Origin of the sequence: Actinoplanes palleronii (assembly GCF_016862315.1) — a bacterium.
GTDB lineage: Bacteria > Actinomycetota > Actinomycetes > Mycobacteriales > Micromonosporaceae > Actinoplanes > Actinoplanes palleronii.
Window position 1 is genome coordinate 37,490 of sequence record NZ_BOMS01000107.1, and the last position, 22,315, is coordinate 59,804.

The 22,315-nt window shown below is 70.7% G+C and carries 24 protein-coding genes and 1 pseudogene; 10 read left to right on the forward strand and 15 right to left on the reverse strand.

Features of this window, described 5'->3' with window-relative positions:
• Genes Apa02nite_RS33350 through Apa02nite_RS33365 form a run of 4 tightly spaced genes read left to right on the forward strand, consistent with a single transcriptional unit; the run spans position 1 to position 3,870 of the window.
• Positions 1-1,020 (forward strand): sugar phosphate isomerase/epimerase family protein, encoded by a 1,020-nt coding sequence (locus Apa02nite_RS33350; RefSeq protein WP_203828592.1) that lies wholly within the window; start codon positions 1-3, stop codon positions 1,018-1,020.
• On the forward strand, positions 1,020-1,847 hold the full coding sequence (locus Apa02nite_RS33355) for an MBL fold metallo-hydrolase (RefSeq protein ID WP_203828593.1): 828 nt from the start codon (positions 1,020-1,022) through the stop codon (positions 1,845-1,847). Before Apa02nite_RS33350 ends, Apa02nite_RS33355 begins: the two co-directional genes overlap by 1 nt.
• A gap of 41 nt (positions 1,848-1,888) precedes the next feature.
• Positions 1,889-3,547 (forward strand): alpha-keto acid decarboxylase family protein, encoded by a 1,659-nt coding sequence (locus Apa02nite_RS33360; protein WP_203828594.1) that lies wholly within the window; start codon positions 1,889-1,891, stop codon positions 3,545-3,547.
• A gap of 14 nt (positions 3,548-3,561) precedes the next feature.
• Positions 3,562-3,870: an EthD family reductase gene (locus Apa02nite_RS33365; RefSeq protein WP_203828595.1), complete on the forward strand. Its 309-nt coding sequence runs from the start codon at positions 3,562-3,564 to the stop codon at positions 3,868-3,870.
• Positions 3,871-3,878: 8 nt separating this feature from the next.
• On the opposite strand, the gene Apa02nite_RS51315 is transcribed toward Apa02nite_RS33365, so the two are convergent.
• From Apa02nite_RS51315 to Apa02nite_RS33375, 3 genes and pseudogenes are all read right to left on the reverse strand, one after another.
• Positions 3,879-4,322, reverse strand: a complete 444-nt coding sequence (locus Apa02nite_RS51315) for an MmyB family transcriptional regulator (RefSeq protein WP_239164736.1) — start codon at positions 4,320-4,322, stop codon at positions 3,879-3,881.
• A gap of 140 nt (positions 4,323-4,462) precedes the next feature.
• A pseudogene (locus tag Apa02nite_RS51320) lies at positions 4,463-4,705 on the reverse strand (helix-turn-helix domain-containing protein); the annotation flags it as partial.
• Between the two features lie 9 nt (positions 4,706-4,714).
• A complete protein-coding gene (locus Apa02nite_RS33375) occupies positions 4,715-6,166 on the reverse strand; it encodes an amidase (protein ID WP_203828597.1) in 1,452 nt (483 codons plus the stop codon).
• 75 nt (positions 6,167-6,241) lie between these two features.
• Between Apa02nite_RS33375 and Apa02nite_RS33380 the strand changes: the two genes are divergently transcribed.
• Positions 6,242-7,204, forward strand: a complete 963-nt coding sequence (locus Apa02nite_RS33380; RefSeq protein WP_203828598.1) for a LuxR C-terminal-related transcriptional regulator — start codon at positions 6,242-6,244, stop codon at positions 7,202-7,204.
• On the opposite strand, the gene Apa02nite_RS33385 is transcribed toward Apa02nite_RS33380, so the two are convergent.
• Entirely contained in the window at positions 7,194-7,433 is a 240-nt protein-coding gene (locus Apa02nite_RS33385; protein WP_203828599.1) for a hypothetical protein, read from the reverse strand. The two genes, Apa02nite_RS33380 and Apa02nite_RS33385, sit on opposite strands and share 11 nt — an antisense overlap.
• 211 nt (positions 7,434-7,644) lie before the next feature.
• Between Apa02nite_RS33385 and Apa02nite_RS33390 the strand changes: the two genes are divergently transcribed.
• Positions 7,645-9,288 carry a polysaccharide deacetylase family protein gene (locus Apa02nite_RS33390; protein WP_203828600.1) on the forward strand — a complete coding sequence of 548 codons (1,644 nt, stop codon included), beginning with the start codon at positions 7,645-7,647 and terminating at the stop codon, positions 9,286-9,288.
• 53 nt (positions 9,289-9,341) lie between these two features.
• Here the strand turns inward: Apa02nite_RS33390 and Apa02nite_RS33395 are convergent, their stop codons facing one another.
• Both Apa02nite_RS33395 and Apa02nite_RS33400 read right to left on the reverse strand, forming a co-directional pair.
• Positions 9,342-9,725 carry a VOC family protein gene (locus tag Apa02nite_RS33395; protein ID WP_203828601.1) on the reverse strand — a complete coding sequence of 128 codons (384 nt, stop codon included), beginning with the start codon at positions 9,723-9,725 and terminating at the stop codon, positions 9,342-9,344.
• A 166-nt stretch (positions 9,726-9,891) separates the two neighbouring features.
• Positions 9,892-10,341 carry a MarR family winged helix-turn-helix transcriptional regulator gene (locus Apa02nite_RS33400; RefSeq protein WP_203828602.1) on the reverse strand — a complete coding sequence of 150 codons (450 nt, stop codon included), beginning with the start codon at positions 10,339-10,341 and terminating at the stop codon, positions 9,892-9,894.
• Between the two features lie 92 nt (positions 10,342-10,433).
• On the opposite strand from Apa02nite_RS33400, the gene Apa02nite_RS33405 reads away from it, so the two are divergent.
• The gene (locus Apa02nite_RS33405; RefSeq protein WP_203828603.1) at positions 10,434-10,784 is read left to right on the forward strand and encodes a DoxX family protein; all 351 of its coding nucleotides are present in this window, start codon (positions 10,434-10,436) and stop codon (positions 10,782-10,784) included.
• Between the two features lie 249 nt (positions 10,785-11,033).
• On the opposite strand, the gene Apa02nite_RS33410 is transcribed toward Apa02nite_RS33405, so the two are convergent.
• Positions 11,034-11,744 carry a helix-turn-helix domain-containing protein gene (locus Apa02nite_RS33410; RefSeq protein ID WP_203828615.1) on the reverse strand — a complete coding sequence of 237 codons (711 nt, stop codon included), beginning with the start codon at positions 11,742-11,744 and terminating at the stop codon, positions 11,034-11,036.
• Between the two features lie 144 nt (positions 11,745-11,888).
• Here Apa02nite_RS33410 and Apa02nite_RS33415 point away from each other — a divergent pair, with 144 nt between their 5' ends.
• Positions 11,889-12,386: a VOC family protein gene (locus Apa02nite_RS33415; RefSeq protein WP_067691377.1), complete on the forward strand. Its 498-nt coding sequence runs from the start codon at positions 11,889-11,891 to the stop codon at positions 12,384-12,386.
• 2 nt (positions 12,387-12,388) lie between these two features.
• On the opposite strand, the gene Apa02nite_RS33420 is transcribed toward Apa02nite_RS33415, so the two are convergent.
• The 7 genes from Apa02nite_RS33420 to Apa02nite_RS33450 form a co-directional block, all read right to left on the reverse strand.
• Positions 12,389-13,603, reverse strand: a complete 1,215-nt coding sequence (locus tag Apa02nite_RS33420) for a BNR-4 repeat-containing protein (protein WP_239164738.1) — start codon at positions 13,601-13,603, stop codon at positions 12,389-12,391.
• Positions 13,604-13,677: 74 nt separating this feature from the next.
• Complete coding sequence (locus Apa02nite_RS33425; protein ID WP_203828605.1) at positions 13,678-15,096, reverse strand: glycosyl hydrolase family 79 C-terminal domain-containing protein; 1,419 nt, start codon at positions 15,094-15,096, stop codon at positions 13,678-13,680.
• A gap of 11 nt (positions 15,097-15,107) precedes the next feature.
• Entirely contained in the window at positions 15,108-16,157 is a 1,050-nt protein-coding gene (locus Apa02nite_RS33430) for a hypothetical protein (RefSeq protein WP_203828606.1), read from the reverse strand.
• Complete coding sequence (locus Apa02nite_RS33435; RefSeq protein WP_203828607.1) at positions 16,151-17,392, reverse strand: glucarate dehydratase family protein; 1,242 nt, start codon at positions 17,390-17,392, stop codon at positions 16,151-16,153. The genes Apa02nite_RS33430 and Apa02nite_RS33435 overlap by 7 nt, the downstream gene beginning before the upstream one ends.
• Positions 17,389-18,252 carry a carbohydrate ABC transporter permease gene (locus tag Apa02nite_RS33440; RefSeq protein WP_203828608.1) on the reverse strand — a complete coding sequence of 288 codons (864 nt, stop codon included), beginning with the start codon at positions 18,250-18,252 and terminating at the stop codon, positions 17,389-17,391. The genes Apa02nite_RS33435 and Apa02nite_RS33440 overlap by 4 nt, the downstream gene beginning before the upstream one ends.
• Positions 18,249-19,172, reverse strand: coding sequence for a carbohydrate ABC transporter permease (locus Apa02nite_RS33445; protein ID WP_067691362.1), 924 nt, complete (start codon positions 19,170-19,172; stop codon positions 18,249-18,251). Before Apa02nite_RS33445 ends, Apa02nite_RS33440 begins: the two co-directional genes overlap by 4 nt.
• A 37-nt stretch (positions 19,173-19,209) precedes the next feature.
• Positions 19,210-20,532 carry a sugar ABC transporter substrate-binding protein gene (locus Apa02nite_RS33450; RefSeq protein ID WP_203828609.1) on the reverse strand — a complete coding sequence of 441 codons (1,323 nt, stop codon included), beginning with the start codon at positions 20,530-20,532 and terminating at the stop codon, positions 19,210-19,212.
• 174 nt (positions 20,533-20,706) lie between these two features.
• On the opposite strand from Apa02nite_RS33450, the gene Apa02nite_RS33455 reads away from it, so the two are divergent.
• Positions 20,707-21,456, forward strand: coding sequence for an IclR family transcriptional regulator (locus tag Apa02nite_RS33455; RefSeq protein ID WP_239164737.1), 750 nt, complete (start codon positions 20,707-20,709; stop codon positions 21,454-21,456).
• Here the strand turns inward: Apa02nite_RS33455 and Apa02nite_RS33460 are convergent.
• A complete protein-coding gene (locus Apa02nite_RS33460) occupies positions 21,453-21,704 on the reverse strand; it encodes a hypothetical protein (RefSeq protein ID WP_203828611.1) in 252 nt (83 codons plus the stop codon). The genes Apa02nite_RS33455 and Apa02nite_RS33460 overlap by 4 nt on opposite strands.
• Before the next feature lie 106 nt (positions 21,705-21,810).
• Between Apa02nite_RS33460 and Apa02nite_RS33465 the strand changes: the two genes are divergently transcribed.
• Positions 21,811-22,315 (forward strand): hypothetical protein (locus Apa02nite_RS33465; protein ID WP_203828612.1); only part of this gene is annotated, 505 nt, incomplete at its 3' end.

A 22,315-nucleotide genomic window follows, 5' to 3' on the forward strand; every position in this document is an offset into this window, starting at 1 on the left:
ATGCCCAAGATCTACTTCAGCTTCTTCATGTTCACCGCCGATCTGCGCCCGGACGACGCCGACTACACCCGGACCCTGATCGGGCACCTCACGGCGCTGACCGAGATCGGCTACGACGGCTTCGACGTGCACATCGCGCCGCCACCGGCCGGCGCCGACCCGCACCTCGAGCTCAACAGCTACGTCCACCTGCGCAAGGCGCTCGACGAGGCCGGGTTGCAGGACACGAAGTTCACCACCAATGTCGGCACCACCCGGACCTTCGACATCACCTCACCGTACGAGGAGCAGCGCCGGCAGGCCCTGGCGTACCTCAAGTCCCGGGTCGACATCACCCGGGTGCTGGGCGGCGAATCGATCATGTCGGGGCCGTTCCTCTACCCGTACGGCGTCTTCCCGCTCACCGACCTCGGCGAGCAGATCTGGAGCGACGACCTGCAGGAGTGGATGACACCCCGCTACGAGGCGGCCCGCCCGGTCTTCCAGGAGCTGGCCGAGTACGCCTCCCGCAAACAGGTCCGGCTCGCGATCGAACCGGTGAAGAGCTGGGAGACCCCGCCGCCGAACATGGTCTCCGAGGTGCTGGACTTCCTCGACACGGTCGAGGACGCCCCGGGCAGCCTGCCCGGCGGCGTCACCGTCGACACCGCCCAGGTGCTGATGGAGAGCCAGGGTCCCGAGGTGTTCAAACGCAACGTGGCCCGCGCGACCCGGCAGAACCGGCTGTTCTACGTGCACATCTCCGCACCCGACCGGGGCGCGGTGCGGGACAGCTGGATCCCGTGGGAGCTGATGCTGGGCGAGCTCGCCCCGGTCTACCACGGCCCGTACCTGATCGAGGTGTTCAACGCGGTCCCGCCGTTCGTCAGCTCGATGCGGATGGCGCGCCGGCGCTTCTGGCGCCCCGGCGAGGACACCCCCGAGCCGCACCGCCCCAGCGCCTACGACGTCGCGCGCGACGCGCTGGCCACGTTCCGGGAGCACCTCGCCGCCGTCCCGGCCGGCACCGGAGGTTCCTGATGCCCGCCCCGCTACCGGAACCCGTCGTGATGGTGGTCCGCGAGGCCGGCGACGTGCGCATCCACACGTTCGTCGCGGCGTTCACCGGCGGCAACATCGCCAACGCCACCCACATCGTCGAGAGCCGCACCCGGCTCGTCCTGGTCGACGCGCAGTTCCTCGCCCCGTACGCGACGAAGTTCCGCGCCTACGCGGACAGCCTCGGCAAGCCGATCGACCGGGTGTACCTCTCGCACCGCCACCCCGACCACTGGTTCGGGCTGGGCACCGCGTTCACCGACGTCGCCGTGCACGCGCTGCCCGAGACCATCGACTTCGTCCGGGAGCACGGCGAGGACTCCCGCAAGGACCACGGGAAGCTCGGTGATCTCGCCCCGGCCCGGATCGTCGTCCCGCAGCACGCCGTGGCGCCGGGCGAGGACGTCATCGACGGGGTCCGCTACCAGTTCGACCGGGTCACCGAGACCGAGATCGACGTCGCGCTCACCATCCGGCTCCCGGAATCGGGGGTGTACTTCGTCCAGGACCTGGTCTACAGCGGGACGCACCTGTACCTGACGAAGAACATCGACACGTGGATCCGGGTGCTGAGCGGGATGCTGCTCGCCGACTACGACCTGTTCATGCCGGGTCACGGCCTGCCGGCGGACAAGAACGAGGTCGCCCGCAACATCGAGTACCTCGCCGCGGCCGGGCAGGCCATCGCCGACGGGGTGACCGGCAAGTCCTTCCAGGACTACCTGATCCAGCGCTACCCCGAACGCCGGTGCCCGGGCATCTTCGACATCTACCTGCCCCGGCTGTTCGACGGCGCGGGGGACTACTGAACGTCACGTCACTGGCGAACGAGCACGGAGGGCAGCCAACCATGAACACCGACTACACGGTCGGCCGGTACCTGGTCGATCGGCTACGCGAGCTGGGACTGGGACACCTGTTCTCGATCGCCGGCGACTACTCCATCGAATGGGTCAACCGGTACGTCCAGCAGAGCCAGATCGAGGTCATCGAAGAGGTCAACGAGCTGAACGCCGGTTTCGCGGCCGACGGCTACGCCCGGATCCGCGGCATCGGCGCCCTGTGCGTCACCTACTCCGCGGGCGCGCTGTCCGCGGTGAACGCGATCGCGGGCGCCTTCGTCGAGAAGGTGCCCGTCGTCCTGATCAACGGCACGCCGAGCATCAAGCGCACGCTCGCGTTCGAGCAGACCGGCTTCAGCTCGCACCACTTCATCAGCGGGCGCGAGACCGACCTGCAGACCTTCGAGCACCTGACCGTCGCGGCGGTCCGGGTCGACAACCCGGACCTCGCACCGATGATCATCGACTATGCGCTGACCCAGTGCATCAGCGAGAAGCGGCCGGTCTACATCGAGCTGCTCGAGGACATGGTCGACCTGAGCTGCCAGCCGCCGCAGGGCACCCTGCGGCCGGCCCGGATCATGTCCGATCCGGCCAACCTGGAGCAGTCCGTCGAGCAGATCAACCGCAAGCTGGAGAGTGCGAGCAAGCCGCTGATCTGGGTCGGGGTGGAGGTCGACCGCCTCGGCCTGCACGAGAAGACGTCCACCCTGCTGCACCAGCTGAACATCCCGTACGTCTCGGAGCTGCTCAGCAAGGCGGTCCTGGACGAGGACGACACCCTGTTCGCCGGGGTGTTCGACGGGCAGGCGTCCTCGGCGGCGGTCAAGGACCTGGCCGAGGACGCCGACTTCATCCTGGCCCTGGGTGTCTGGCTGACCGACCTCAACACCCTGGGCTGGGAAACCGACTACACCAAGACCGCCTTCGTCTCGCTGGACACCGTCAAGTACGGCACCTACTTCAGCCCGCAGGTCTCGCTGGAGCACCTGATCGACGGGCTGCTGGCCGGCAAGGTCAGCCGGGACAACCTGAAGTGGCCGCAGGTGCAGGCGCACGGCGTGGCGCCGGTCGCCGCGTCCGACACCGCGATCACCTATCAGGGGTTCTACGACTTCATTCCGCAGTACGTCGACGAGTACACCATCGTGGGCAGCGACGCCAGCCTGAACTACTTCGGCAGCCTGCTGCTCAAGGTGCCCAGCGCGGGCGGGTTCATCGCCCAGTCGTCGTACTCGGCGATCGGCTACATCGGACCGGCCGCGACCGGCATCTGCCTGGCCAACAACGACGACAAGCGGGTGATGGTCTTCTCCGGGGACGGCGGGTTCCAGATGAGCGCGCAATGCCTGTCCACGCAGACCCGCTTCGGCCTCAACCCGATCATCTTCGTGATCAACAACGGGGTCTACGGCGTGGAGCAGTGGCTGGCCGACGCGTCGGTCTTCGCCAGCAACCGGTCGTTCTACAAGTCGTGCATCCTGCACCCGTGGAACTACAGCAAGCTGGCGGAGGTCTTCGGCTGCCAGGGCTGGAAGGTCGGCACGTACGGGGAGCTGCGCACCGCGATGACCGGCGCCCTGGCCAACTCGAGCAGTCCCTCGATCATCGAGGTCGTGATCGCCAACAAGTCGATCCCCACCAACGCCGAATGGAAACGCGACTAGAAAGGTCCAGGACCATGCCCACGAAGATCACCGTCATCTACGACAACCCCAAGGACCCGGAGGCGTTCGAGGCCGACCACCACGAGCAGGTGACCCTGGCGAGGAAACTGCCCGGGATCCGGCGGGTGGAGAGCGCGAAGGTGTGGCCCAAGGAGGACGGCAGCCCCACCCCGGCCTACCGCCTGCTCGACCTGTACTTCGCCGACTACGACACGGCCAGCACGGCGGTGACCACCCCGCAGGCGGCGACGTTCGTCGCCAAGGTCTTCGAGCTGGCCACCGGCGGGGTCCGCATCGTCTTCGCCGAGGTCGAGGACGCCTGAGCCGCGGGCTACCCGGCGCGCACCCGCGTGGTGACCGCGCCCAGATACGTCAGGGCCTGCTCGCTGCGGCTGCCGGGCGCGGCCGTGCCGACCTGCAGCTGCTGGCCGGGCGCGTCGCGTACGTCGAAGGTCTGGTAGGTCAGGTCGATCCGGCCCGCCTCGGGATGGTGGAAGGTCTTGTCGGTGCGCGGCAGCGCACCGACACCCTGCCGCGCCCAGCGCCCGGTGAACTCGGCGCGATCCGCGAGATCCTCCAGGACGGCCAGGATGTCCGGGTCGGCCGGGAACAGCCCGGAGTTGCGGCGCAGCGCGTCGACCACCGCGTCGGCCGCGGCCGGCCAGTCGTCGAAGAACGCCGGCGCGCCCGGGTCGGTGAAGACCACCCGCACCATGCTGGGCCGCTCACCGAACGGCGCCAGCAGCGCCGCGCCGAGCGGGTTGGCCGCCAGCACGTCGAACGCCGGCCGAACACGTACGCGGCCGCCCGCGGGAACCCGTCCATCAGGGTCAGCAGCGCCGGGTGCACCCGGTCACCGGCGGTGGCCGGCGCGTCGCCCGGGCTGAGCCCGGCCAGCCGGAACAGGTGACCGCGGGTGTCCGCGTCGAACCGGAACACCCGCGCGATCGCGGCGAGCATCTGCGGCGAGGGGTGCCGCTCGCGGCCCTGTTCGAGGCGGGCGTAGTAGTCGGCGCTGACCCCGGCCAGCACGGCGACCTCCTCCCGGCGCAGGCCCGGCACCCGGCGATTCCCGCTGGTGAGCAGGCCGGTGTCGGCCGGGTCGACCTGCGCCCGGCGGGCGCGCAGGAACTGTCCGAGCGGGCTCACGTCAACCATGCCGCGAGCCTAGGCAGCCGGCTCCTCGGCGCACGCGAGCGGGGTCGGGCGCGCGACGAAGGCGTACGCAATCCGCTCCTGCCACGGCGCGGCCTCCTCGAGCCGCGCGGCGACCTGGATCAGCAGGTCCTCGCGGCCGTGACCGGCGACGACCTGCACCCCGATCGGCAACCCCTCAGCGCTGTGCCCGAGCGGCAGGCTCACCGCGGGCTGACCGCTGACGTTGAACACCGACGTGAACGGCCCGTAACCGAGCATCACCTCGAGCCATCCGGCGACTGACTGCAACGGATCGTCGTAGCGCAGCGTGCCGTGCGGCGCGGGCAGCTGCGCCAGCGTCGGCGTCACCAGCAGGTCGAACCGGGTGAAGAACGCCCCGACCGCCCGGCTCACCCGGTTCTGCGCGTCCAGCCGGGCCATCAGCTCCAGCGCGCCGAGCCCGCGGGTCTCCGCGATGACCTGCCGGGAGACCGCCTCCAGCAGGAGCGGGTCCGTTGGGCGGGGTCCGCTCAGAAACGCCGCGCCGATCGCGGAGAGCTCCGCGCGCAGCGCCTGCACCGCGTCGGCCCCGTCCACCGCCGGCGCGGCCTCGCTCACGTCGTGGCCCATCCGCTCCAGCAGCCGGGCGGTCCGCTCGGTCGCGGCCGCCACCTGGGCGTCGACCGGCACACCCGACCAGGCCCGGGTGGTCACCGCGACCCGCAGCCGGCCCGGCTCGGCGGTCAGCTCGTCGGCGTAGGGCCGGTGCGGCGGCGCCGCGGTGTACTTGTCGCCGACGCCGGGGCCGTGCACCGCGTCGAGCAGGTGCGCGGAATCCCGGACGGTGCGGGTCAACGCGAACTCGGCGGCCATCCCGAACATCGGTTCGCCGAGATCCGGCCCGCACGCGACCCGGCCGCGACTCGGTTTGAGGCCGACCAGGCCGCAGCACGAGGCGGGCACCCGGATCGAACCGGCACCGTCGCTGGCGTGCGCCACCGGCACCGCGCCCGCCGCGACCAGGGCCGCCGCGCCGCCGCTGGAGCCGCCGGCACCCCGGTCGAGGTCCCACGGGTTGCGGGTGACGCCGTAACGCACCGACTCGGTGGCGAAACTGAGCAGCATCTCCGGGACCGTGGTCTGACCGAGAGTGGCCAGGCCCGCCGCCCGGAACCGGCACATCAGGTCACTGTCGTGCCCGGCGACCGCGTGCCGGATGGCGCGGCTGCCCAGCGCGAACGGGACACCGGCCGCCATCGGCCCGCCGTCCTTGAGCAGGAACGGCACGCCCGCGAACGGCCCGTCCGCGGCGTGCGCGAGCGGGCGCGGGAACAGCGGCAGCGACAGCCCGTTCAGCGCGGCGTTCGCGGTCTCCAGGGCGCGCCGGGCGGCGTCCTCGACCTCGGCCGGCGTCACCTCGCCGGCGGCCATCAGCCCGCGCAGGCCGAGCGCGTCGTAGCGGGCGTACTCGTCCGGTTGCATGCCGCGAGCCTGCCGCGCCCGGCGGCGCCGGAAAATCCCGAGACCTGGGGATGGCCGGTGGGCAGACTCGAGGGCATGTCACTGGCCGCTTTCGGCTCCGCCGTTTCGGGTACGGCCGGCCGCACCGTCCCGCACGACGGCTACCAGCTGCGCGCCCTCGACCCGATCACCGGCGTCGGCTGCCTCGCCGTGACCGAGAACGCCTACCGCCCGTCGGCGGCCCGCCGCCTCGAGATCAACGACGCCGGCGGCCGCGACCTGCACTCCCTGGCCGCTCTGACCGGCGCGGGCCGGCGCGTCGGCGTGCTGGGCACCGGCGCCCGCGCGGAACGCCACAGCGAACGCCTGCACGACCTGATGGCCGCCGACGGCTTCGGCAGCGAGCTGCGCGTCGCCCTGGTCCACGCCGGCATCACCTGGGGCACCCTCACCCTGCTCCGCGAACGCGGCAGCCGGCCCTTCTCCCCGGCCGACGCCGACCGCGCCGAGCGACTGTCCGCACCGCTGGCCGTCGCCCTGAAGAACTTCGTCACCAGCCGCCCGCCGCGCCCCTTCACCCACCGGTCCGCTCCCGGCGTCGTCGTGGTCGAGGCCGACGACGGTGTACGCCCGACCGCCGCCGGCCGCGCCTGGCTGGCCCGGCTGCTCCCGCCGTCCGCGGCCACCGACGACGACACGCTCTTCGCCAACCTGTGGAGCGTCGTGTACGCCGCGCGGCGCACCGGCGGCGAGGCGCTCACCCGCATCCCGGCCGGTGGCGGCTGGCTCGCCATGCACGCCCAGCCCCTCGACGCCGCGCTGGTCGTCACGATCCAACCGGCCGCCGCCGACCAGCTGCTCCCGGCGTTCGCGGCCTGGCACGACCTCACCGCGCGGGAACGGACCGTCCTCGACCAGGTGCGCGCCGGTCGGGCCGCCAAGCAGATCGCCACCCGGCTGCGACTGTCGCCGTACACGGTCAACGACCACCTCAAGGCGATCTACCGCAAGACCGGCGTCAGCGGCCGCGACGAGCTGCTCGCCGCGCTCACTTGCTGATCGCGACCGCCCGTTCGATCAGGTGCCAGGCGAACAGGCCCGCGACGGTCAGCGGGACCAGCACGTACCACTCGCCCAGCACGCCGAAGTCGCCCGTGCGCCCCATCGTGTGCAGGACACTGACCAGAGCGAGCGGGCCGCACGCGGCGGCGATCGCCAGGCGGCGGAGCCAGATGCGGGTGCGGCTGGTGGCGGCCGGCTGCGGTGCCGGGTGGTTGTCGATGTCCATGCGAGAAGTCTGACCGTCCCGCGGCGTCGGCGGATCTGACCACGGTCGGAATCGCGCCTATACCCCTGGATATAGGTCCGCGGGGCTCGCAGCGGGATTTCCCAGCCTGACGAACAGAAAGAATCGATAGGTTTCATCCTTTTGGGGGAAATTCGACAGTCAGTGCTAGCGTCGCCCGCTGGCAGGTCAGTCGTCGATGCGGAGGTTCCTGATGCCCGCCGAGCCCAGTGGGACAACACCCGGCGGCAGCACGCCCGAAGAGACCGACGAGGCCACCGTGGTGATGCCCGCGGCCCCTCTTCCGGACGAGCCCACCGCAGTAATTTCCGCCGACGACCCGACGGTGCCGCTGGTGCCACCGGTCCCGGACGAGACCACCGCGCCGGAGCCCGCAGATGAGCCCACCGTGGCGCTCGTCGCGGACGAGACCACCGCGCTGGTAGTTACGGACGACACCACCGCGCCCATCGTTGCGGATGAGTCCACTGTGGCCTCGGACGAGGTCAGCGTGCCGCCGGCCGCCGACGAGGCCACCGTGGCGTTCAGCGCGGCCGAGGCGACGGCTGCCGCCTCATCCCCGGACGACGAGACCACCATGCTGGTGTCCGCCGCGGAGGCAGCGCCCGCAGACGACGCGACCGTGGCGATCGCCGCCACCGCGCCACCGGCCGACGAGACCACGGTGGTGGTGTCCGCCGCGGAGGCGGCAGCCCTGGCGACGCCCGTCGACGACGCGACCGTGGCGATCGTCGCCGCCCCGCCGGTGGCTGACGAGGCCACCGTCGCGATGACCGTCACCCCGCCGCCGGACGAGGCGACGATCGCGTGGTCCGCACCGACACCCGCCCGCACCACCACGCCTGCCGCTCCGCCCGCCCGCGCCTCCACCCCCGCCCGCGCCCCGGCGCCCGCACCCGCCCGCCTCCCGGCATCTGCCCGCGCCTCCGCGCCCGCCGACGAGGAAGCCACCACGTGGCTGGCGGCCGGTCTCGGCAGCGCACCGGTCGCCCCGGCGGCCCCGGTCCGGATCGGCGGCATCGCCGTGTCCCGGCGCCGGTTGATCCTCGGGCTCTCCGGCGTCGCCGGCGCCGCGGCCCTGACCGCGGGTGCGGTCGCCATCCACGGCGCGACCACCGAATCCAGCACGGCCCCGGGCAAACCCGCCCCCGCCGGACCCGCGGTCGTCACCTCCCGCACACCGGAGAAGGCGCAAGTCACCGCCTCCCCGGTGCCGGTCCAGCGCAAGCCGCTCTCCACGCTCGCCGAGTACACCAAGGCCGCCGGCCTGCCGGCGTTCCCCTCCGACGCGATCGCCCTGACCATCGACGACGGCCCGCACCCGATCTGGACCCCGAAGATCCTGCAGCTGCTCGAGAAGTACCAGGTCCCGGCGATGTTCTGCATGATCGGCAACCAGGTCCTCGGCCACGAGGCGGTCGCCAAGATGGTCACCGGCGACGGCCATCAGCTGGCCAACCACACCTGGAGCCACCCCACCGAGCTGGGCGAGAAGTCGAAGTCCCTCGCCCAGAAGGAAATCCACCGCGCGCAGAAGAAAATCACCAACACCACGGGGTACGTCCCGAAGCTCTTCCGCTCCCCCGGCGGCGACTGGTCCCCGCACCTGCTGGGCGAGGTGGCCAAGGCCGGCCTGCTCCCCCTGGACTGGAGCAACGACCCCCGGGACTGGACCCAACCGGGCGCCGGCAAAATCGAGAAGCGCATGCTGGCCGCCAAACCAGGCCAGATCCTCCTCTGCCACGACGGCGGCGGCGACCGCTCCCAGACCTACAAGGCCCTGAGCGTCGTCCTCCCCGCCCTGAAGGCCCGAGGCCTCACGTTCGTCGCCCTCTGAGCCGGGTGCACCGAGGGGACGGCCCGCGGTACGGACCGTCCCCTGCCGTGGTGTTACCTGGCGGCTCGTTCGGCGGCGCTGCGCTCCACGCAGAACTCGTTGCCTTCCGGGTCGGTCAGGGTGACCCAGCCGGTGCCGTCCGGGCGGCGGTGGTCGCCGAAGAGCTTCGCGCCGATCGCGATCAGCCGGTCGACCTCTTCGTCGCGGGTGCGGTCCTGCGGTTGCAGGTCCAGGTGGACGCGGTTCTTGACCGCCTTGCCGTCCGCCACCCGGATGAACAGCATCGACGGCTGCCCATCGGCGCTCAGTGACGCTTCCGGGTCGCCCGGCTGGTCGTCGTCGCTCAGCGGACGGTCGACCACCTGCGACCAGAACTGGGCCAGCTCGTACGGATCACCGGTCGTGTCGAAGGTGATGTGGTTGATGCCTGAAGCCATCGCACTCTCCAAAGTGGATGAATGCGCCCCGGGTCACAGCAGGTCAGCGGTGCTGGCGAAGGGGCGCGGGAGACTGGTAAGTGAACATCTCAACCACACCTCCCCTCGCCACGGGCTGACCGCCTGATCTTGACACTCGCCCGCCGGGCCGCGCAACCCGGCCAGGTCAGTACTTGTCGCCGCAGGAGGCGACGTCGGCGACCTTGTCCAGCAGTCGCTCCAACTGAGCGCGCTCCTCGGGCGACAGCGCGGCGAACAGGTCGTCGTCCGCGCCGGCCAGGACATCGTCGACGGACTGCAGGGTGCCGGTGCCCTTCGCGGTGATGGTGACGATGTGGCGGCGGCGGTCGGCCGTGTCGCGCTGCCGGGACGCCAGGCCCAGGCTCTCCAACTCGTTGAGGACCGCGACCAGCGCGCTCGGATCCACGCCGAGCAGGTCGATCAGCGCCTGCTGGTTGACCGGGCCGTCGGCCAGGTGCCGCAGCGTGAACTCGGAACGCATGGTGAGCCCCTGAGCGGCCAGGGCCTCACGGACCCGGGCACTGGCGACCGCGCCGCGGCCGGCCAGCAGCACGCCCAACGGGGCCGGAAGCGCGGTGCGCGCGGTCGAAGCCATGCCGCCATCATAACCAGCACCCCGATTGTTGCTCTGGAATAATCGTTGTAGGCTTCCAACGATTTCCAGCGCACCATCATTTGGGAGATGCCATGTTTGTTGCCTACGTCGTCGCCGCTGTCGTGTTCGGGCTGGCCAACGTCAACTCCGCCGTCGCGAAGTTCCGCAGGGTCGAGCGGGTCACCACGGTGCTGACCACGTCGGGTGTCCCCGAGTCGTGGTTCGTGCCGCTGGGTCTGTTGAACCTCGCCGGCGGGATCGGCCTGCTGATCGGGATCGCGTGGCGGCCGCTGGGCATCGCCGCGGCGGCCGGCCTGGTGCTGTATTTCGCCGGCGCGGTGCTCGCCCACGTGCGGGTCAAGGACACCAAGGGCATCCCGCTGCCCGCCGCACTCATGGCCGTCGGGATGCTCACGCTGGCACTCGCCATCGCCTCGGCCTGAGCCCGGAAGGCGCGCCGCTTCCGGCCCCCCGGCTGGCGCTCAGGGGTGCCTCACGACCGTTGAGACACCCCTGAGCACCAGCCGCGGCCCGCTCCCGGAACCCGGCTGGCATCCAGGGGTGCCTCACGACCGTTGAGACACCCCTGAGCACCAGCCGGGGGCCGCGAGCGACCGGCCGCCGCGCGCCGCGAGCACGCCAGGACCGCGCCGCGGCCAGACGAGAACGTCAGCTGACTGAAACGCGAGGTGTCAGCTTTCGGGAGTGACGGCGCTCCGGTAGGCGCTCGGGGTCAACCCGAGGATCGTGCTGAAGTCGCTGCTCAGGTGGGCCTGGTCCGCGTAGCCGAGCTGGGCCGCCAGCTCCGCCAAGCTGGTACCCGGATCATCCCGCAACTGCTGGGCCGCCTCCTGCAACCGCCGCCGCCGGATCATCGTGAGCGGCGGAAGACCCACATACCGCCGGGCCAGGCGCTGCACCGTGCGGGTCGAGACGTGCAAACGCGCGGCGACGTCCTCGACCCGCAGCACCGCCGGGTCGGCGTCGATCAGCTCGGCCATCGCATTGGCGAGCAAAGCCTCCGGGCTGGGCGCCGGCACCACACCGGCCAGCCAGTCCGCGAACGCGTCGACTGCCAGGCGATGCCGGTCGGCCGGGCCGGTCATCGCCTCGGTGACCCATTTCTGCAGGTCAGGCAGGTCCACCGGCTGGGCGGTGTCCTTCAGCTCCGCGGGCGCCGCCGTGAAGGCCGGCACCGCGGCCGGGCGCAGCAGCGCGCCGACCGCCCAGCCCGTACCGGAAAGGTCGCGGTGCGAACGGCGGGTCGACGGGCCGGAGAGCTCCACCCCGTCCGGGCCGACGACCAGGTTCGAGGCGGGGAAGGCGATCAGGTACTGACGGGACACCCGGCCGGGCGCGATCTGCCACTCCGGGATCCAGAACCACCGCACCAGCGCGGCCACCGACGCGGGCGGCGGCAGGCGCGCGAACGTCGGCAGCCGCACCGGGTACAGCACGCCACGGTGCTCCTGGCTCACGGTCACCACCGTACAAGCTGTCGCGTATCTCCAAGGAATCCGCCGGTGGCCGCACCTAGCGTTAGGGCCATGACTACGACCGATAAAGCCGCTACCGGCGAATACACCACCAACGGCACCCCGCACGGCGCCACCAGCCTGACCCCGTTCCTGGTCATCCCGGACGCCCGCGGCGCGATCGACTTCTACCGGGACGTCTTCGGCGCCCGGGTCGTGGACGTGACCGAGATGGGCGGCGTGGTGGCGCACGCCGTGCTCGACTTCGGCAGCGGGCTGCTGCAGCTCGGCGAGCCGATCGAGTCCTACGGCCTGGTGCCGCCGCCCGCCGGGGAGCAGGACTGCTACTCGATCGGGATGTACTGCCCGGATGTCGACGCGGTGCTCGCCAAGGCCGAGGCGGCCGGTGCGACGGTGCGGGAACCGGCTGCCACGTTCGTGTCGGGCGACCGGTTCGCGAGCGTGCGGGACCCGTTCGGCGTCCGCTGGTCGATCATGACTCGGGTCGAGGACCTCTCCGAGAAGGAGAGCGCCGAGCGGGTCGCCAAGTGGGCCGCCGAACAGGGCTGAAACTATCCCGCCACGTAGACGTCGCCGTCGGCCACCGTCACCTCCCGCGCGCTGCTGGCGCCGGTGAGCAGCAGGCGGGCCGGCCGGTGGTGCCCGGCGATCACCTCGATCCGCTGGATCGGCTGCGGGGTGGCAAGCGTCGACTCCCGGCGCCAGGGCAGCCCGGGCACCAGCCGGTAGGTGTCGACACCGGTCGCCGCCGGGTCCGGCGTGGCATGGACACGCCAGGAGACGTCGTCGGCCGGTTCCATGTCGCGGACCCGGGCGCCGGTGCCCAGCTCGGTCGCCCGCCAGCCGATGCCGGCCAGGTGCACGGCGCTGTGCGTGTGCACCCGGGCCTGCGCGTCCAGCTGCATCCACACCACGAACGGGGCGCGGCCGCCGAGCGTCGAACCGACCAGGCTGATGTAGTCCGGCGAACGGGGGTTGACGGTCTGCAGTTCGGTGGCCGCGACCTTCAGATACCGTTCCTGGTCGGCGTCGTCGACGCTGGTGCCCAGGTCACGCCCGGCGGCCGACCGGAACCGCAGGTCGGCCGGGGAGAACGTGGCGTAGTAGACGTTGCGGTGGTATCGGTCGTGCAGGTGACCTTCCGGCCCGCCGCCGGCCAGCGTCCACACCATCGCGATCCGGTCGCCCTCCACGCGGATCTGACCGAGATAGATCTCGTTCATGTTGTCCGCGCGGTTCAGCGGCGCGATGCACCAGCGGTCGCCGGTGAGCGCCGTGGAGCTCTGCCAGCTGAGCCCGTCGTCGGTGGAGCGGACGTACTTCATCGGCCGGGTGTCAGTGGGAAAAGCCGGGTCGAAGTCGCCGGCCGTCTCGCGGATGAACACGAAGATGTCGCCGGTCGACGTCTTCACCGGCATCGGATATGTCGCGCCGAGACCCTCCGGGATGATCGTGTCGGTCCAGGTCCCGGCGATCGAGTGCGGCTCGGGCGAGCGGGCCACCCACAGTTCCCGGTTGTGCAGGCCGCGGAAGACCAGCAGGTGACCGTCGTCGGCCTGGATCAGCGTCGGATAGTTGTGCGAGTCGTTGTCACCGCCGGCCACCCGCACCGGCGCCGACCAGACCGCGAGCCTGTGGTCGTACTCCTGCACGTAGTTGTCCTCCTGGAACCCGCCCCAGGAGATGAAGGTCTTCCCGGCGCGCGGGTCGTGCACGCCACCGGCGACCGGCCGCCGATCAGTGCGGGCCGCCGACGCGGCAGCCACGGTGGTCAAGGCCGGCTTCGAGGAGGGCAGAGGAACAAAGGGCACAAGACCCAACCCCAACACGGTACGACGATTCACAGCGTCACCACGACCGCGCTCGCCGCGCTCACGGTCAGGGTCAGCTTCCCGCCGGTGACCCGCGCCGAGGACGGGGCCGGAGAGAACCGGCCGGCGCCGTCGACGGTCACGCCCTGCACCGCCGTCGACTCCTGGTCCAGCCCGGCACCGGTCATCGCCAGCACCGACGCCAGCCGATTCCGGCCACCGACCGCCAGGGTCACGTCGACCGGCGCCCCGTCCTTGTGGACCAGCGCGATCCGGGTGCGCCCGTCGTCGCCCTGCACCGCGTACACCGAAAGGTTCTGGGTCGTGTCGGTCGTGACCGGCAGGAACCGTCCCGGACCCATCTGCCTGGCCATCCAGATGCCGTAATAGATCGGCATGACTCGGTACTGCTGGGCCAGCTCATAGGCGGTGCTGGACGCGCAGATCGGGGTGTAGCGCTGGAACTTGCCGTTCCAGATCGGGGCGTTGCAGACGCCGAGCCCGCCGTGCACGTTGATCCCGGCCATCCCGGCCTGCGCCATCGACAGTCCGTAATCGATCACCCAGAGCGCGGACGCGTACTTGTTGCTGACGCCGTCGACACCGCCGCTGTACGCCGAGTTGGCCTCGTCGACCCGCATCGGCAGGCCAGTGGCAGTGGCCGCGGCCAGGTTGCCGGCGACCGCGGTGAGCTGCGAGGTGATCTGCGCGGCCGACAGCATCCGGTTGATGGTGAGGTCCGGGCCGGACGCGTACTGATGGACGGTCAGCATCGCCATCCGATCGTGCTCGTCGGCCGCGAGCGAGGACGCCCAGGACGACGACGTGCCCGCGGTGTCCGGTCCGGCGATCCGGTGGTGGCCGACCACGTCCGCGCAGGCCGCCCAGTCCGCGTGGTACTGCGGATAGGCGTAGCCGGGCGGGCGTAACGCCTTGCCCTCCCACTGGTCCGGTTCGTTGCCGCACTCGACCGCGACCAGGCGCTTGCCGAGGACCTGATCCATCGTCCGGACCTGATCAGCGACGAGCGCCGGGTCCCAGCGGCCGACGTTGACGCCGACCTCGGCCTTCCAGCCGGTGGCGTCGAGCAGCCCGCGCAGCCGTTTGATGTCGGCCGGGGTGACGATGTCCTGCACCCAGTCCGGTTTGGGGTCGGGTGGCGACTGCCCGGCCGGCAGCCAGAGCGTGTCGCGGTCCAGGGTGTTGCCGCCGATCCGCAGGTTGCTGGCGCCGAGCGTGCGCATCAGCTGGGCCATGTTGCCGCGGGCCGGGTCGAGGTTGCCGAGGCCGAGTTCGCGCATCTCGAACGACAGGCCGACCGCGTCGGCGGCGAGCCGCCCGGCCGGGTGCACGGTGTCGACGGTGACGGTGGTGGTGGCGGCTTGTGCCGGGACCGGCAGGGCGAGGATGACCAGGAAGGCGGCGAGTGCCGCGGCTTTTCCAAGCACAGTGGACTCCATCAAAGAGTGAAGAGATCCTGACGCCAGGCGGGAGCGAGGCCCAGGTGGTAGAGGCTCAGCCGGCTCGCGCCGGCGGCCTGGAGCGCTGTCACGTGCGGCCCGACCGCGTCGGGTTCCATCGGGTGCAGCAGGGTGACGTACGCGTCGACCGGTTTCCCGTGCTCGGCGGCCGCGCGCACCAGTTGTTCGGAGCCGACCGGCCAGCACGGCACGAGCAGCGCGTCCACCTCGGCGACCGCGGTGGCGGTCAGTCCCGGCGACGGTCCGGTCGCCCACGGGTCGGGGTGCGCGTGCAGCGTGACCGGCAGATCACCCAGCCCGGCGAGCACCTGCGCGCGCAGCAGGTCGGTGTTCCGGTGCCGCACCCCGAGCAGCACGGCTAGGACCTCGTCGGACGGGTTCCCGGCCCGCAGCGCCGCGGCCACCGATGCCGGGTCGAGCCCCTGCGCCACCCACCCCCGTCGGCAGGCGGTGCAGCAGCAGATCGACAGCAGTCGCGCCTCGGCCGGTGTCCAGGCGCCGTCGGTCTTCTCGTGGTGTCCGAGATGGTTCACGCCCAGCTGGCCGCACGCCTCGAGCGAGACACCGTCGAGGTCCAGGTCGAGGACCGCCTCGGCGGCGAGCGTGGCGGCGTAGTCGCGGACTTCCGGATGGGCGGGGCACAGGGCGTACGGATAAGGCTCTCCGAAGCAGTTGACCACCGCGACGTCCGGTCGTGCCGTGCCCAGCCGGGTGTTGTGCGTCAGTACGATCCACGCGCTCACCTGGCGCCCGGCCCGCTTCAGCAACCGCGCCGCGGTCCCGAACGCGTCGGCGTGCGACACCCAGTTCGGCGCGAGCGGCCGCAGCTGCCGTCCCTCCCAGGCCGGCGAACGGACCGGGCGGTAGAGCGCCGCCCACCGCGCGTCGACGATCCGGCGCGCGGGGTGCAGCGGGGTCGCGGCCCGCGTCGAGTGGTAGGCGGCGGCCAAAGTCACCCGCTGCGGCGCCCGGTCCAGGAACCCGGGATCCCCGAGCACATCCCACGGAAAAGCGTGCCCGCTCACCATCGCGGCCGCAGCTTCACGTAGTCCGGCTCGAAGCTCTGCCGATACGCGGTGTCGTCGCGTTCCCGGATCCCGCAGCGCCACCAGTTGTCGTGCAGCTCGGCCAGCTTGTCCTCGTCGAGCGTCACCCCCAGCCCCGGGGTGTCCGGCACGGTCGCCGCTCCCCCACTGATCACCAGCGGATCGCTGACCACGTCCACCCCGGACTGCCACGGCGTGTGGGTGTCCACCGCGTAGGTCAGCTGTGGTGTCGCCGCGGCGAGGTGGACCATGGCGGCCAGGCTGATCCCGAGGTGGCTGTTGGAATGCATCGAGACGCCGATCCCCCAGGTGCGGCAGATCGCGGCGAGTTCCACGCAGGCGCGCAGCCCACCCCAGTAGTGGTGGTCGGCGAGCACGATCTGCACCGAGCCACGCTCGATCGCCTCGGGCAGGTCGGCGAACGCGACCACGCACATGTTGGTCGCCAGGGGCATCGGGGCGAGCGCGGCCACCTCGGCCATCCCGGCCAGCCCGCCGGTCGGGTCCTCCAGGTATTCCAGCAGGCCCTCGGTCTGCTCGGCCACCTTGATCGAGGTCTCCGGGGTCCACGCGGCGTTCGGGTCGAGGCGCAGCGGCAGGCCGGGGAACGCGTCGCGCAGTGCCCGGATCGCGGCGATCTCCTCGTCGGGCGGGAACACCCCGCCCTTGAGTTTGATCGACTCGAAGCCGTACTGGTCGATCATGGTGCGGGCCTGGGCGACGATCCCGGCCGGGTCGAGTGCGGGTCCCCAGTCGTCGGTGCCGGCCCACTTGTAGAAGAGGTAGGCGGAGAACGGGACGCGGTCACGGACCTTGCCGCCGAGCAGGTCGTGGATCGGCCGGCCGATCGCCTGTCCTTGCAGGTCGAGCAGCGCGACTTCGAACGGCGAGACGACTCGGGCCAGGGTCTTGGCGGCGGTGGAGTCGCCGGTGAGCCCATGGCGATCCGGGGCGTCGGCGTCACCAAGAGCGACCCCGATTTTCCGTACAAGTCCTGCTAAATCAAAAATATCCAGGTTTTTGATAGCAGAAGCGGCTCGGGTCAGGAGCGCCACATGCGGAGCGTCGCCGTAGGTCTCCCCCAGCCCGACCGCCCCATCGGCGCTGCGGACCTGGATGATCGCGCGCAGCGCCCACGGCTGGTGCACGCCCGCGGAGTTCAGCAACGGCGGGTCAGGGAACGCGACCGGGGTCACGGTCACTTCGCTGACTTTCATCCTTTGATCGCTCCCGAGGTCAGACCGCGCATGAACTGGCGCTGCAAGGCGAGGAAAACCACGACGGAGGGCAGCAGGGCGAGCAGCGCCGACGCGATCAGCACCCCGGTGCCCACCTGCTCGTCGGCGCGCAGGCTGCGCAACGCCAGCGCCAGGGTGAACTGCTTCGCGTCCTGGGCGACGAGCAGCGGCAGGATGTACTGGTCCCAGATCATCGTGAAGCCGAAGATGCCCAGCACGCCGAGCGCCGGTCGGCACACCGGCAGGATCACCGACCAGAAGATCCGCAGGTCACCGGCCCCGTCGATCCGGGCCGCCTCCTCCAGCTCGATCGGCACGTCGCGCATGAACTCGGTCATCACCAGGATCGCGAACGCCCACGCGCCGACCGGCACGATCATGCCGGCCAGGCTGCCGATCAGGTTGACGTGCAGGACCGGCACGTCCGCGAGGACCAGCGACAACGGGATGGCCAGGATTTCTTCCGGCAGCATCATGGTCGAGAGAATCAGGAACAGCACTATGCGTACGCCGGGGAATTGCTTGCGGGCCAGCGCGTACGCGGCGGTGACGCTCACCGCGATCTGGAGCAGCAGCCCGCCACCGACCACGACCAGCGAGTTCGCCAGGTAGCGCAGCACGCCCTGGTCGAACGCCGTGCGGAAGTTGTCGAGGGTCAGGTCGTGCGGGATCAGGGTGAGCTTCGTCGGATCGGTGACCCGGCCGAACGCGCTGACCAGCAATGCCAGCAGCGGCCCGGCGAAGACGAAGACCACCAGCGCGTACAGCGCGACCTTGACGATCCGGCCGAGCGGGCCACGGATCGCACCGAGCCCCAACGCAGTGTCGAGTTGTCTCATGAACGTCGCCTCAGCATCTGTGTCAGAACCGTGAGCGCGATCGTGGCGACCAGCAGCAGCATCGAGCCGGCTGACGCGATACCCAGCTCGTTGCGTTCCAGCCCGAGCTTGTAGACCAGCGTCATCACCACCTCGGTGGAGCCGTTCGGGCCGCCGTTGGTGAGCAGGAAGATCTCGGTGAACACCCGGAGCCCGCGGATCGCGGCGAGCGTGACGACGATGCCGAAGACCGGCCGCATCGCCGGGAACGCCACGTGCCAGAGCCGGCGCAACGGTCCCGCGCCGTCGGCGGCCGCCGCCTCATAGAGCGTGCGATCGACACCCGCCAATCCGGCAATAAAGATCATCATGTCGTACGGGGCGCCGCGCCAGATCCCGACCGCCATCACCGACCACAGTGACGTGTGCGGCGAGTCGAGATACTGCCCCGGGCCGAGTCCGATCCAGCCCAGCACCACGTTGAGCGCGCCGTCCGGGGCCGGGTAGTAGATGACCCGCCACAGCGCGGCGACCACGGCCATCGCGGTGACCGTCGGCAGGAAGACCGCGGTCCGTACGAACCACAGGTGCCGGGCGGTGCCCTCGAGCAGCAGGGCCAACGCCAGGCCGATGACCAGGGAGCCGAGGGTCTCGCCGAGCGCGAGCACGAGCGTGTGCCCGGCGGCCGCCCGGAACGCCTCGTCACCGAGCACGGTCCGGTAGTTGTCCAGCCCGACCCAGCGGTCGCCGAGGTAGGGCCGGACCTCGTGGAAGCTCATGCTGATCGCCCGGGCCATCGGCACGAACTTGAACAGCCCAAAAATGATCAGCGCGGGCGCGAGCCAGAGCCACGCGCTCGCATGTCTTGACCAGTGCTTTCCTGGCCTTTTCTGCGGCGGCGCGCGCTTCTTCTCCGGCGGCGCGGCCAGCGTGGCCGTCACGCCTTCGCTCCCTGCTTGGTCAACTCGCCGCCGCCGGTCACGCCTTCGCTCCCTGCTTGGTCAGCTCGTCGGTGAACGTCTGGGCCAGCTTGTCGAGCGCGGTCTTCGGGTCGGCAGCACAGTCGGCGACCAGGCCGTTCAGGGTGTCGGCGGCGGACTGCCGGAACGGGGTCCAGTCCGGCACCACCGGGACGTAGCGGGCGCCGTCCTGGTAGATCCCGGCGAACAGCTGCCAGCGGGTGTCCTTGCGGACCGCGGCCGTGTCCACCTTGCTGTTCACCGGCAGGCGCACCACGTTGCCGTCGGTGTCACCGGCCATGCCGAGCGTCTGACCGTCGACCGACGTGGCGTACTCGGCGAACCTGGTCTGCCCGTCCGGGTTGGCCGACCCGGCCATCAGGTAGACGTTCTCGCCCTCGGCCAGCGAGACGCTCTTGCCGCCGGGGCCGGGCGGCAGCGCCACGACCTCGTACTTGTCCTTACCGAGGTTCTTATCAAAACGCGCCATATTGTACGGACCGGTCAGATAGATCCCGCCCTTCCCGGTCTCGAACAGCGGGTGCGCCTGGGTGGTCTCGGCGGTCACCGAGCCCGGCACCACGCTCTTGTCGGTGCAGAACTGCTTGGTCAGCTCCTGCACCGCCGCGAGGGACTGCGGGTTGTTGATCGCCGGGGTGAACTTGCCGTCCGCCCCGGTCAGGAAGTCGCCGCCGGCCGACCAGAGCAGGCTCGCGAAGTACCAGGAGGTGTAGCCGCGCTTGGTGGAGGCCGGGATGACGTAGCCGTACGTGTCGGGTTTGCCGTTGCCGTCCGGGTCGCCGGCGGTGAACGCCTTGGCGAGCGCGTCCATGTCGGCCCAGGTCTTCGGGGTCTGCAGGCCGAGCTTCTCGCGCCAGTCCTTGCGAACGAACAGCGCGAACGACTGCGCCGAGAACGGCACTCCGTAGATCTTGCCGTCCGCACCGGTCGCGGCCTGCCAGGACGACGGCGTGAGGTCGGCCTGCCCGGCCAGCGTGGCCCGGTCCACCTCGCGGACCAGGCCCTGCTTGACCAGGCCACCGAGCCGGTCGGTGTCGTTGATGACGATGTCCGGCAGCTTCTTCTGCGCGGCCGCCTGCTGCAGCTTCGTCTCGAAGTCGTCGAACAGCGCGGTCACCTTGGCGGGCACCCCGGTCTTGGCGGTGAACGCGGCGGCGAGCTGCTGGTCGGTCTTCTCGGTGTTCGAGCCGGGCGGCTTGCGGACCCAGATCTGCAGCTCGGCCTTGGCGTCGGTGGCCGGCTTGTCGCCACCGCAGGCCACCAGGCAGCCGGCCGCGACGGCCGCGGTCACCGCCACCGCGAGCACTCTTCTACCAGCCACGTGCCTGCCCCCTGTCTACATATATGGACGCGTGTTTCGTCTGTGTCACGCGAGTAGGGACAAGCTAGCTGCCGGTATGATGACCGTCAACACTCTGGAAACAAACCTTCGTGATGGTGGGTATCAATGCCGCAGGCGATTGAGGGATCAACGACGGCCAATGACGTCTCGCCGGTGAAATCCGCCGAACGCACCGTGAAGATCCTGGAGACCCTCGCCGCGTCCCCGACCCGGCTCACCCTCTCCGAGCTGCAGGAACGCATGGGCTACCCGCGGTCGAGCCTGCACGCGCTGGTGCGCACGCTGCGTGAGCTCAAGTGGGTAGAGGCCGACGAGACCGGTTCGGCGTTCGGAGTGGGCCCGCACGCACTGCTCTCCGGCACGGCATACCTGGACCGCGACCCGGCCCTCCGGTTCGCCCAGGAGACCATCGAGGACCTGCGCGGCGAGGTCGGCTACACCATCCACTACGCCCGCCGCGACGACGCCCACGTGCTCTACCTGGCCAGCCGCGAGTCCCGCGACTCGGCCGGCCGGGTCTCCCGGGTCGGCCGCCGCCTCCCGGCCCACGTGACCGCGCTGGGCCAGGCCTTGCTGGCGGAGCTGACCGAGGCAGAGGTGGACGCTTTACTCCCGGCATCTTTGGCCGGCCTGCAGCCGAACAGCATCACCGACCACGCAGCGCTGCACGCGGAGCTGGAGGTGGTCCGCAAGCGGGGGTGGGCCTTCGAGCGCGAGCAGAACACCCCAGGCGTCGCGTGCGTCGCGGTAGCGGTCGGCTACCGCATCCCGGCCAGCGACGCGGTGTCCTGCTCCATGCCCGCCGACCGCGCGACCCCGGACCACGTCCAGGAGGTAGCCGACGCCATGACCCGCCACGTGACGGCCTTGGCCCGGACCCTGCGCCACGAGGGCATCCGCTAACGCCCCGGCCAGCACCCCGAGTCCGCGGCAGGCGCCGGGCGCGGTATCTGGAACAGCCGGCCGTTCTCGTAGACGTCCTCGTGGTAGATCCGATCCGCCCAGAAGTCGGCGGTCTGGTGAAAGACCAGGCTGCCGGGGGCCAGCGGACCCTGCCCTCGCCAATGCCAGTTGATCCTGGCTATCGCCTCGGCCCGCTCGACCGGAAATCGCGCGACCATCTCGTCCACGATGTCCTGGAGCAGCTCCAACCCTTCGTCCGATGCTGGGCGAAGGAATCCAGACGCGTCACTCACGGCCGTGGCCCTCGATTCAGTCGCGCACCAGGTTGTCGCACCTGTCGTCCATGATGCGTGCATGAACGCTATGTCGGAGCGCATGGAGCAGTCGGTCCAGATACTGATCAGCGACTGGCTGTTCATCGACGGGACCATGGACAACCACGTCCAGTCGGCCATCGATGGTGCCGTCTTCGACGAGGAGGGTGACACCGACGACGAGGACGGCGACGGGCCCGACGATGAAGACGACTGGGACGAGGGGCCGGCCGCGGATACCGACGCGGAGCCAGATTCCATCGCCTTGCCCAGGGTGGCCCAGTTGGGTCTCAGCGTTCGCCAGGCGGGCTGGGACCAGATTCCGGGGTGGCCGCGCGATGCCGCGGGCTTCGAGACCTGGCCGGCGCCTGGACAGATGGCGACGATGACCCTCACGGACGCCCAATGGAGCTTGGTTGTCTTCGCCCTGCGCCACTGGGCAGAGGTCGACGAGCGCTTGTCCGACGCCGAGGGAGCGGCCAGGTCACGGGCCATCGCCGCCGACATCGAGCATCGCCTCGCCGAACAGGGATGGGCAGGGGCCT

Bases quoted from the DNA above. Each gene is read 5' to 3' on its own strand.
- Apa02nite_RS33350 (WP_203828592.1), top strand. From the start codon at position 1: ATGCCCAAGATCTACTTCAGCTTCTTCATGTTCACCGCCGATCTGCGC.
- Apa02nite_RS33355 (WP_203828593.1), top strand. From the start codon at position 1,020: ATGCCCGCCCCGCTACCGGAACCCGTCGTGATGGTGGTCCGCGAGGCC.
- Apa02nite_RS33360 (WP_203828594.1), top strand. From the start codon at position 1,889: ATGAACACCGACTACACGGTCGGCCGGTACCTGGTCGATCGGCTACGC.
- Apa02nite_RS33365 (WP_203828595.1), top strand. From the start codon at position 3,562: ATGCCCACGAAGATCACCGTCATCTACGACAACCCCAAGGACCCGGAG.
- Apa02nite_RS33375 (WP_203828597.1), bottom strand. From the start codon at position 6,166: ATGCAACCGGACGAGTACGCCCGCTACGACGCGCTCGGCCTGCGCGGG.
- Apa02nite_RS33380 (WP_203828598.1), top strand. From the start codon at position 6,242: ATGTCACTGGCCGCTTTCGGCTCCGCCGTTTCGGGTACGGCCGGCCGC.
- Apa02nite_RS33385 (WP_203828599.1), bottom strand. From the start codon at position 7,433: ATGGACATCGACAACCACCCGGCACCGCAGCCGGCCGCCACCAGCCGC.
- Apa02nite_RS33390 (WP_203828600.1), top strand. From the start codon at position 7,645: ATGCCCGCCGAGCCCAGTGGGACAACACCCGGCGGCAGCACGCCCGAA.
- Apa02nite_RS33395 (WP_203828601.1), bottom strand. From the start codon at position 9,725: ATGGCTTCAGGCATCAACCACATCACCTTCGACACGACCGGTGATCCG.
- Apa02nite_RS33400 (WP_203828602.1), bottom strand. From the start codon at position 10,341: ATGGCTTCGACCGCGCGCACCGCGCTTCCGGCCCCGTTGGGCGTGCTG.
- Apa02nite_RS33405 (WP_203828603.1), top strand. From the start codon at position 10,434: ATGTTTGTTGCCTACGTCGTCGCCGCTGTCGTGTTCGGGCTGGCCAAC.
- Apa02nite_RS33415 (WP_067691377.1), top strand. From the start codon at position 11,889: ATGACTACGACCGATAAAGCCGCTACCGGCGAATACACCACCAACGGC.
- Apa02nite_RS33430 (WP_203828606.1), bottom strand. From the start codon at position 16,157: ATGGTGAGCGGGCACGCTTTTCCGTGGGATGTGCTCGGGGATCCCGGG.
- Apa02nite_RS33435 (WP_203828607.1), bottom strand. From the start codon at position 17,392: ATGAAAGTCAGCGAAGTGACCGTGACCCCGGTCGCGTTCCCTGACCCG.
- Apa02nite_RS33440 (WP_203828608.1), bottom strand. From the start codon at position 18,252: ATGAGACAACTCGACACTGCGTTGGGGCTCGGTGCGATCCGTGGCCCG.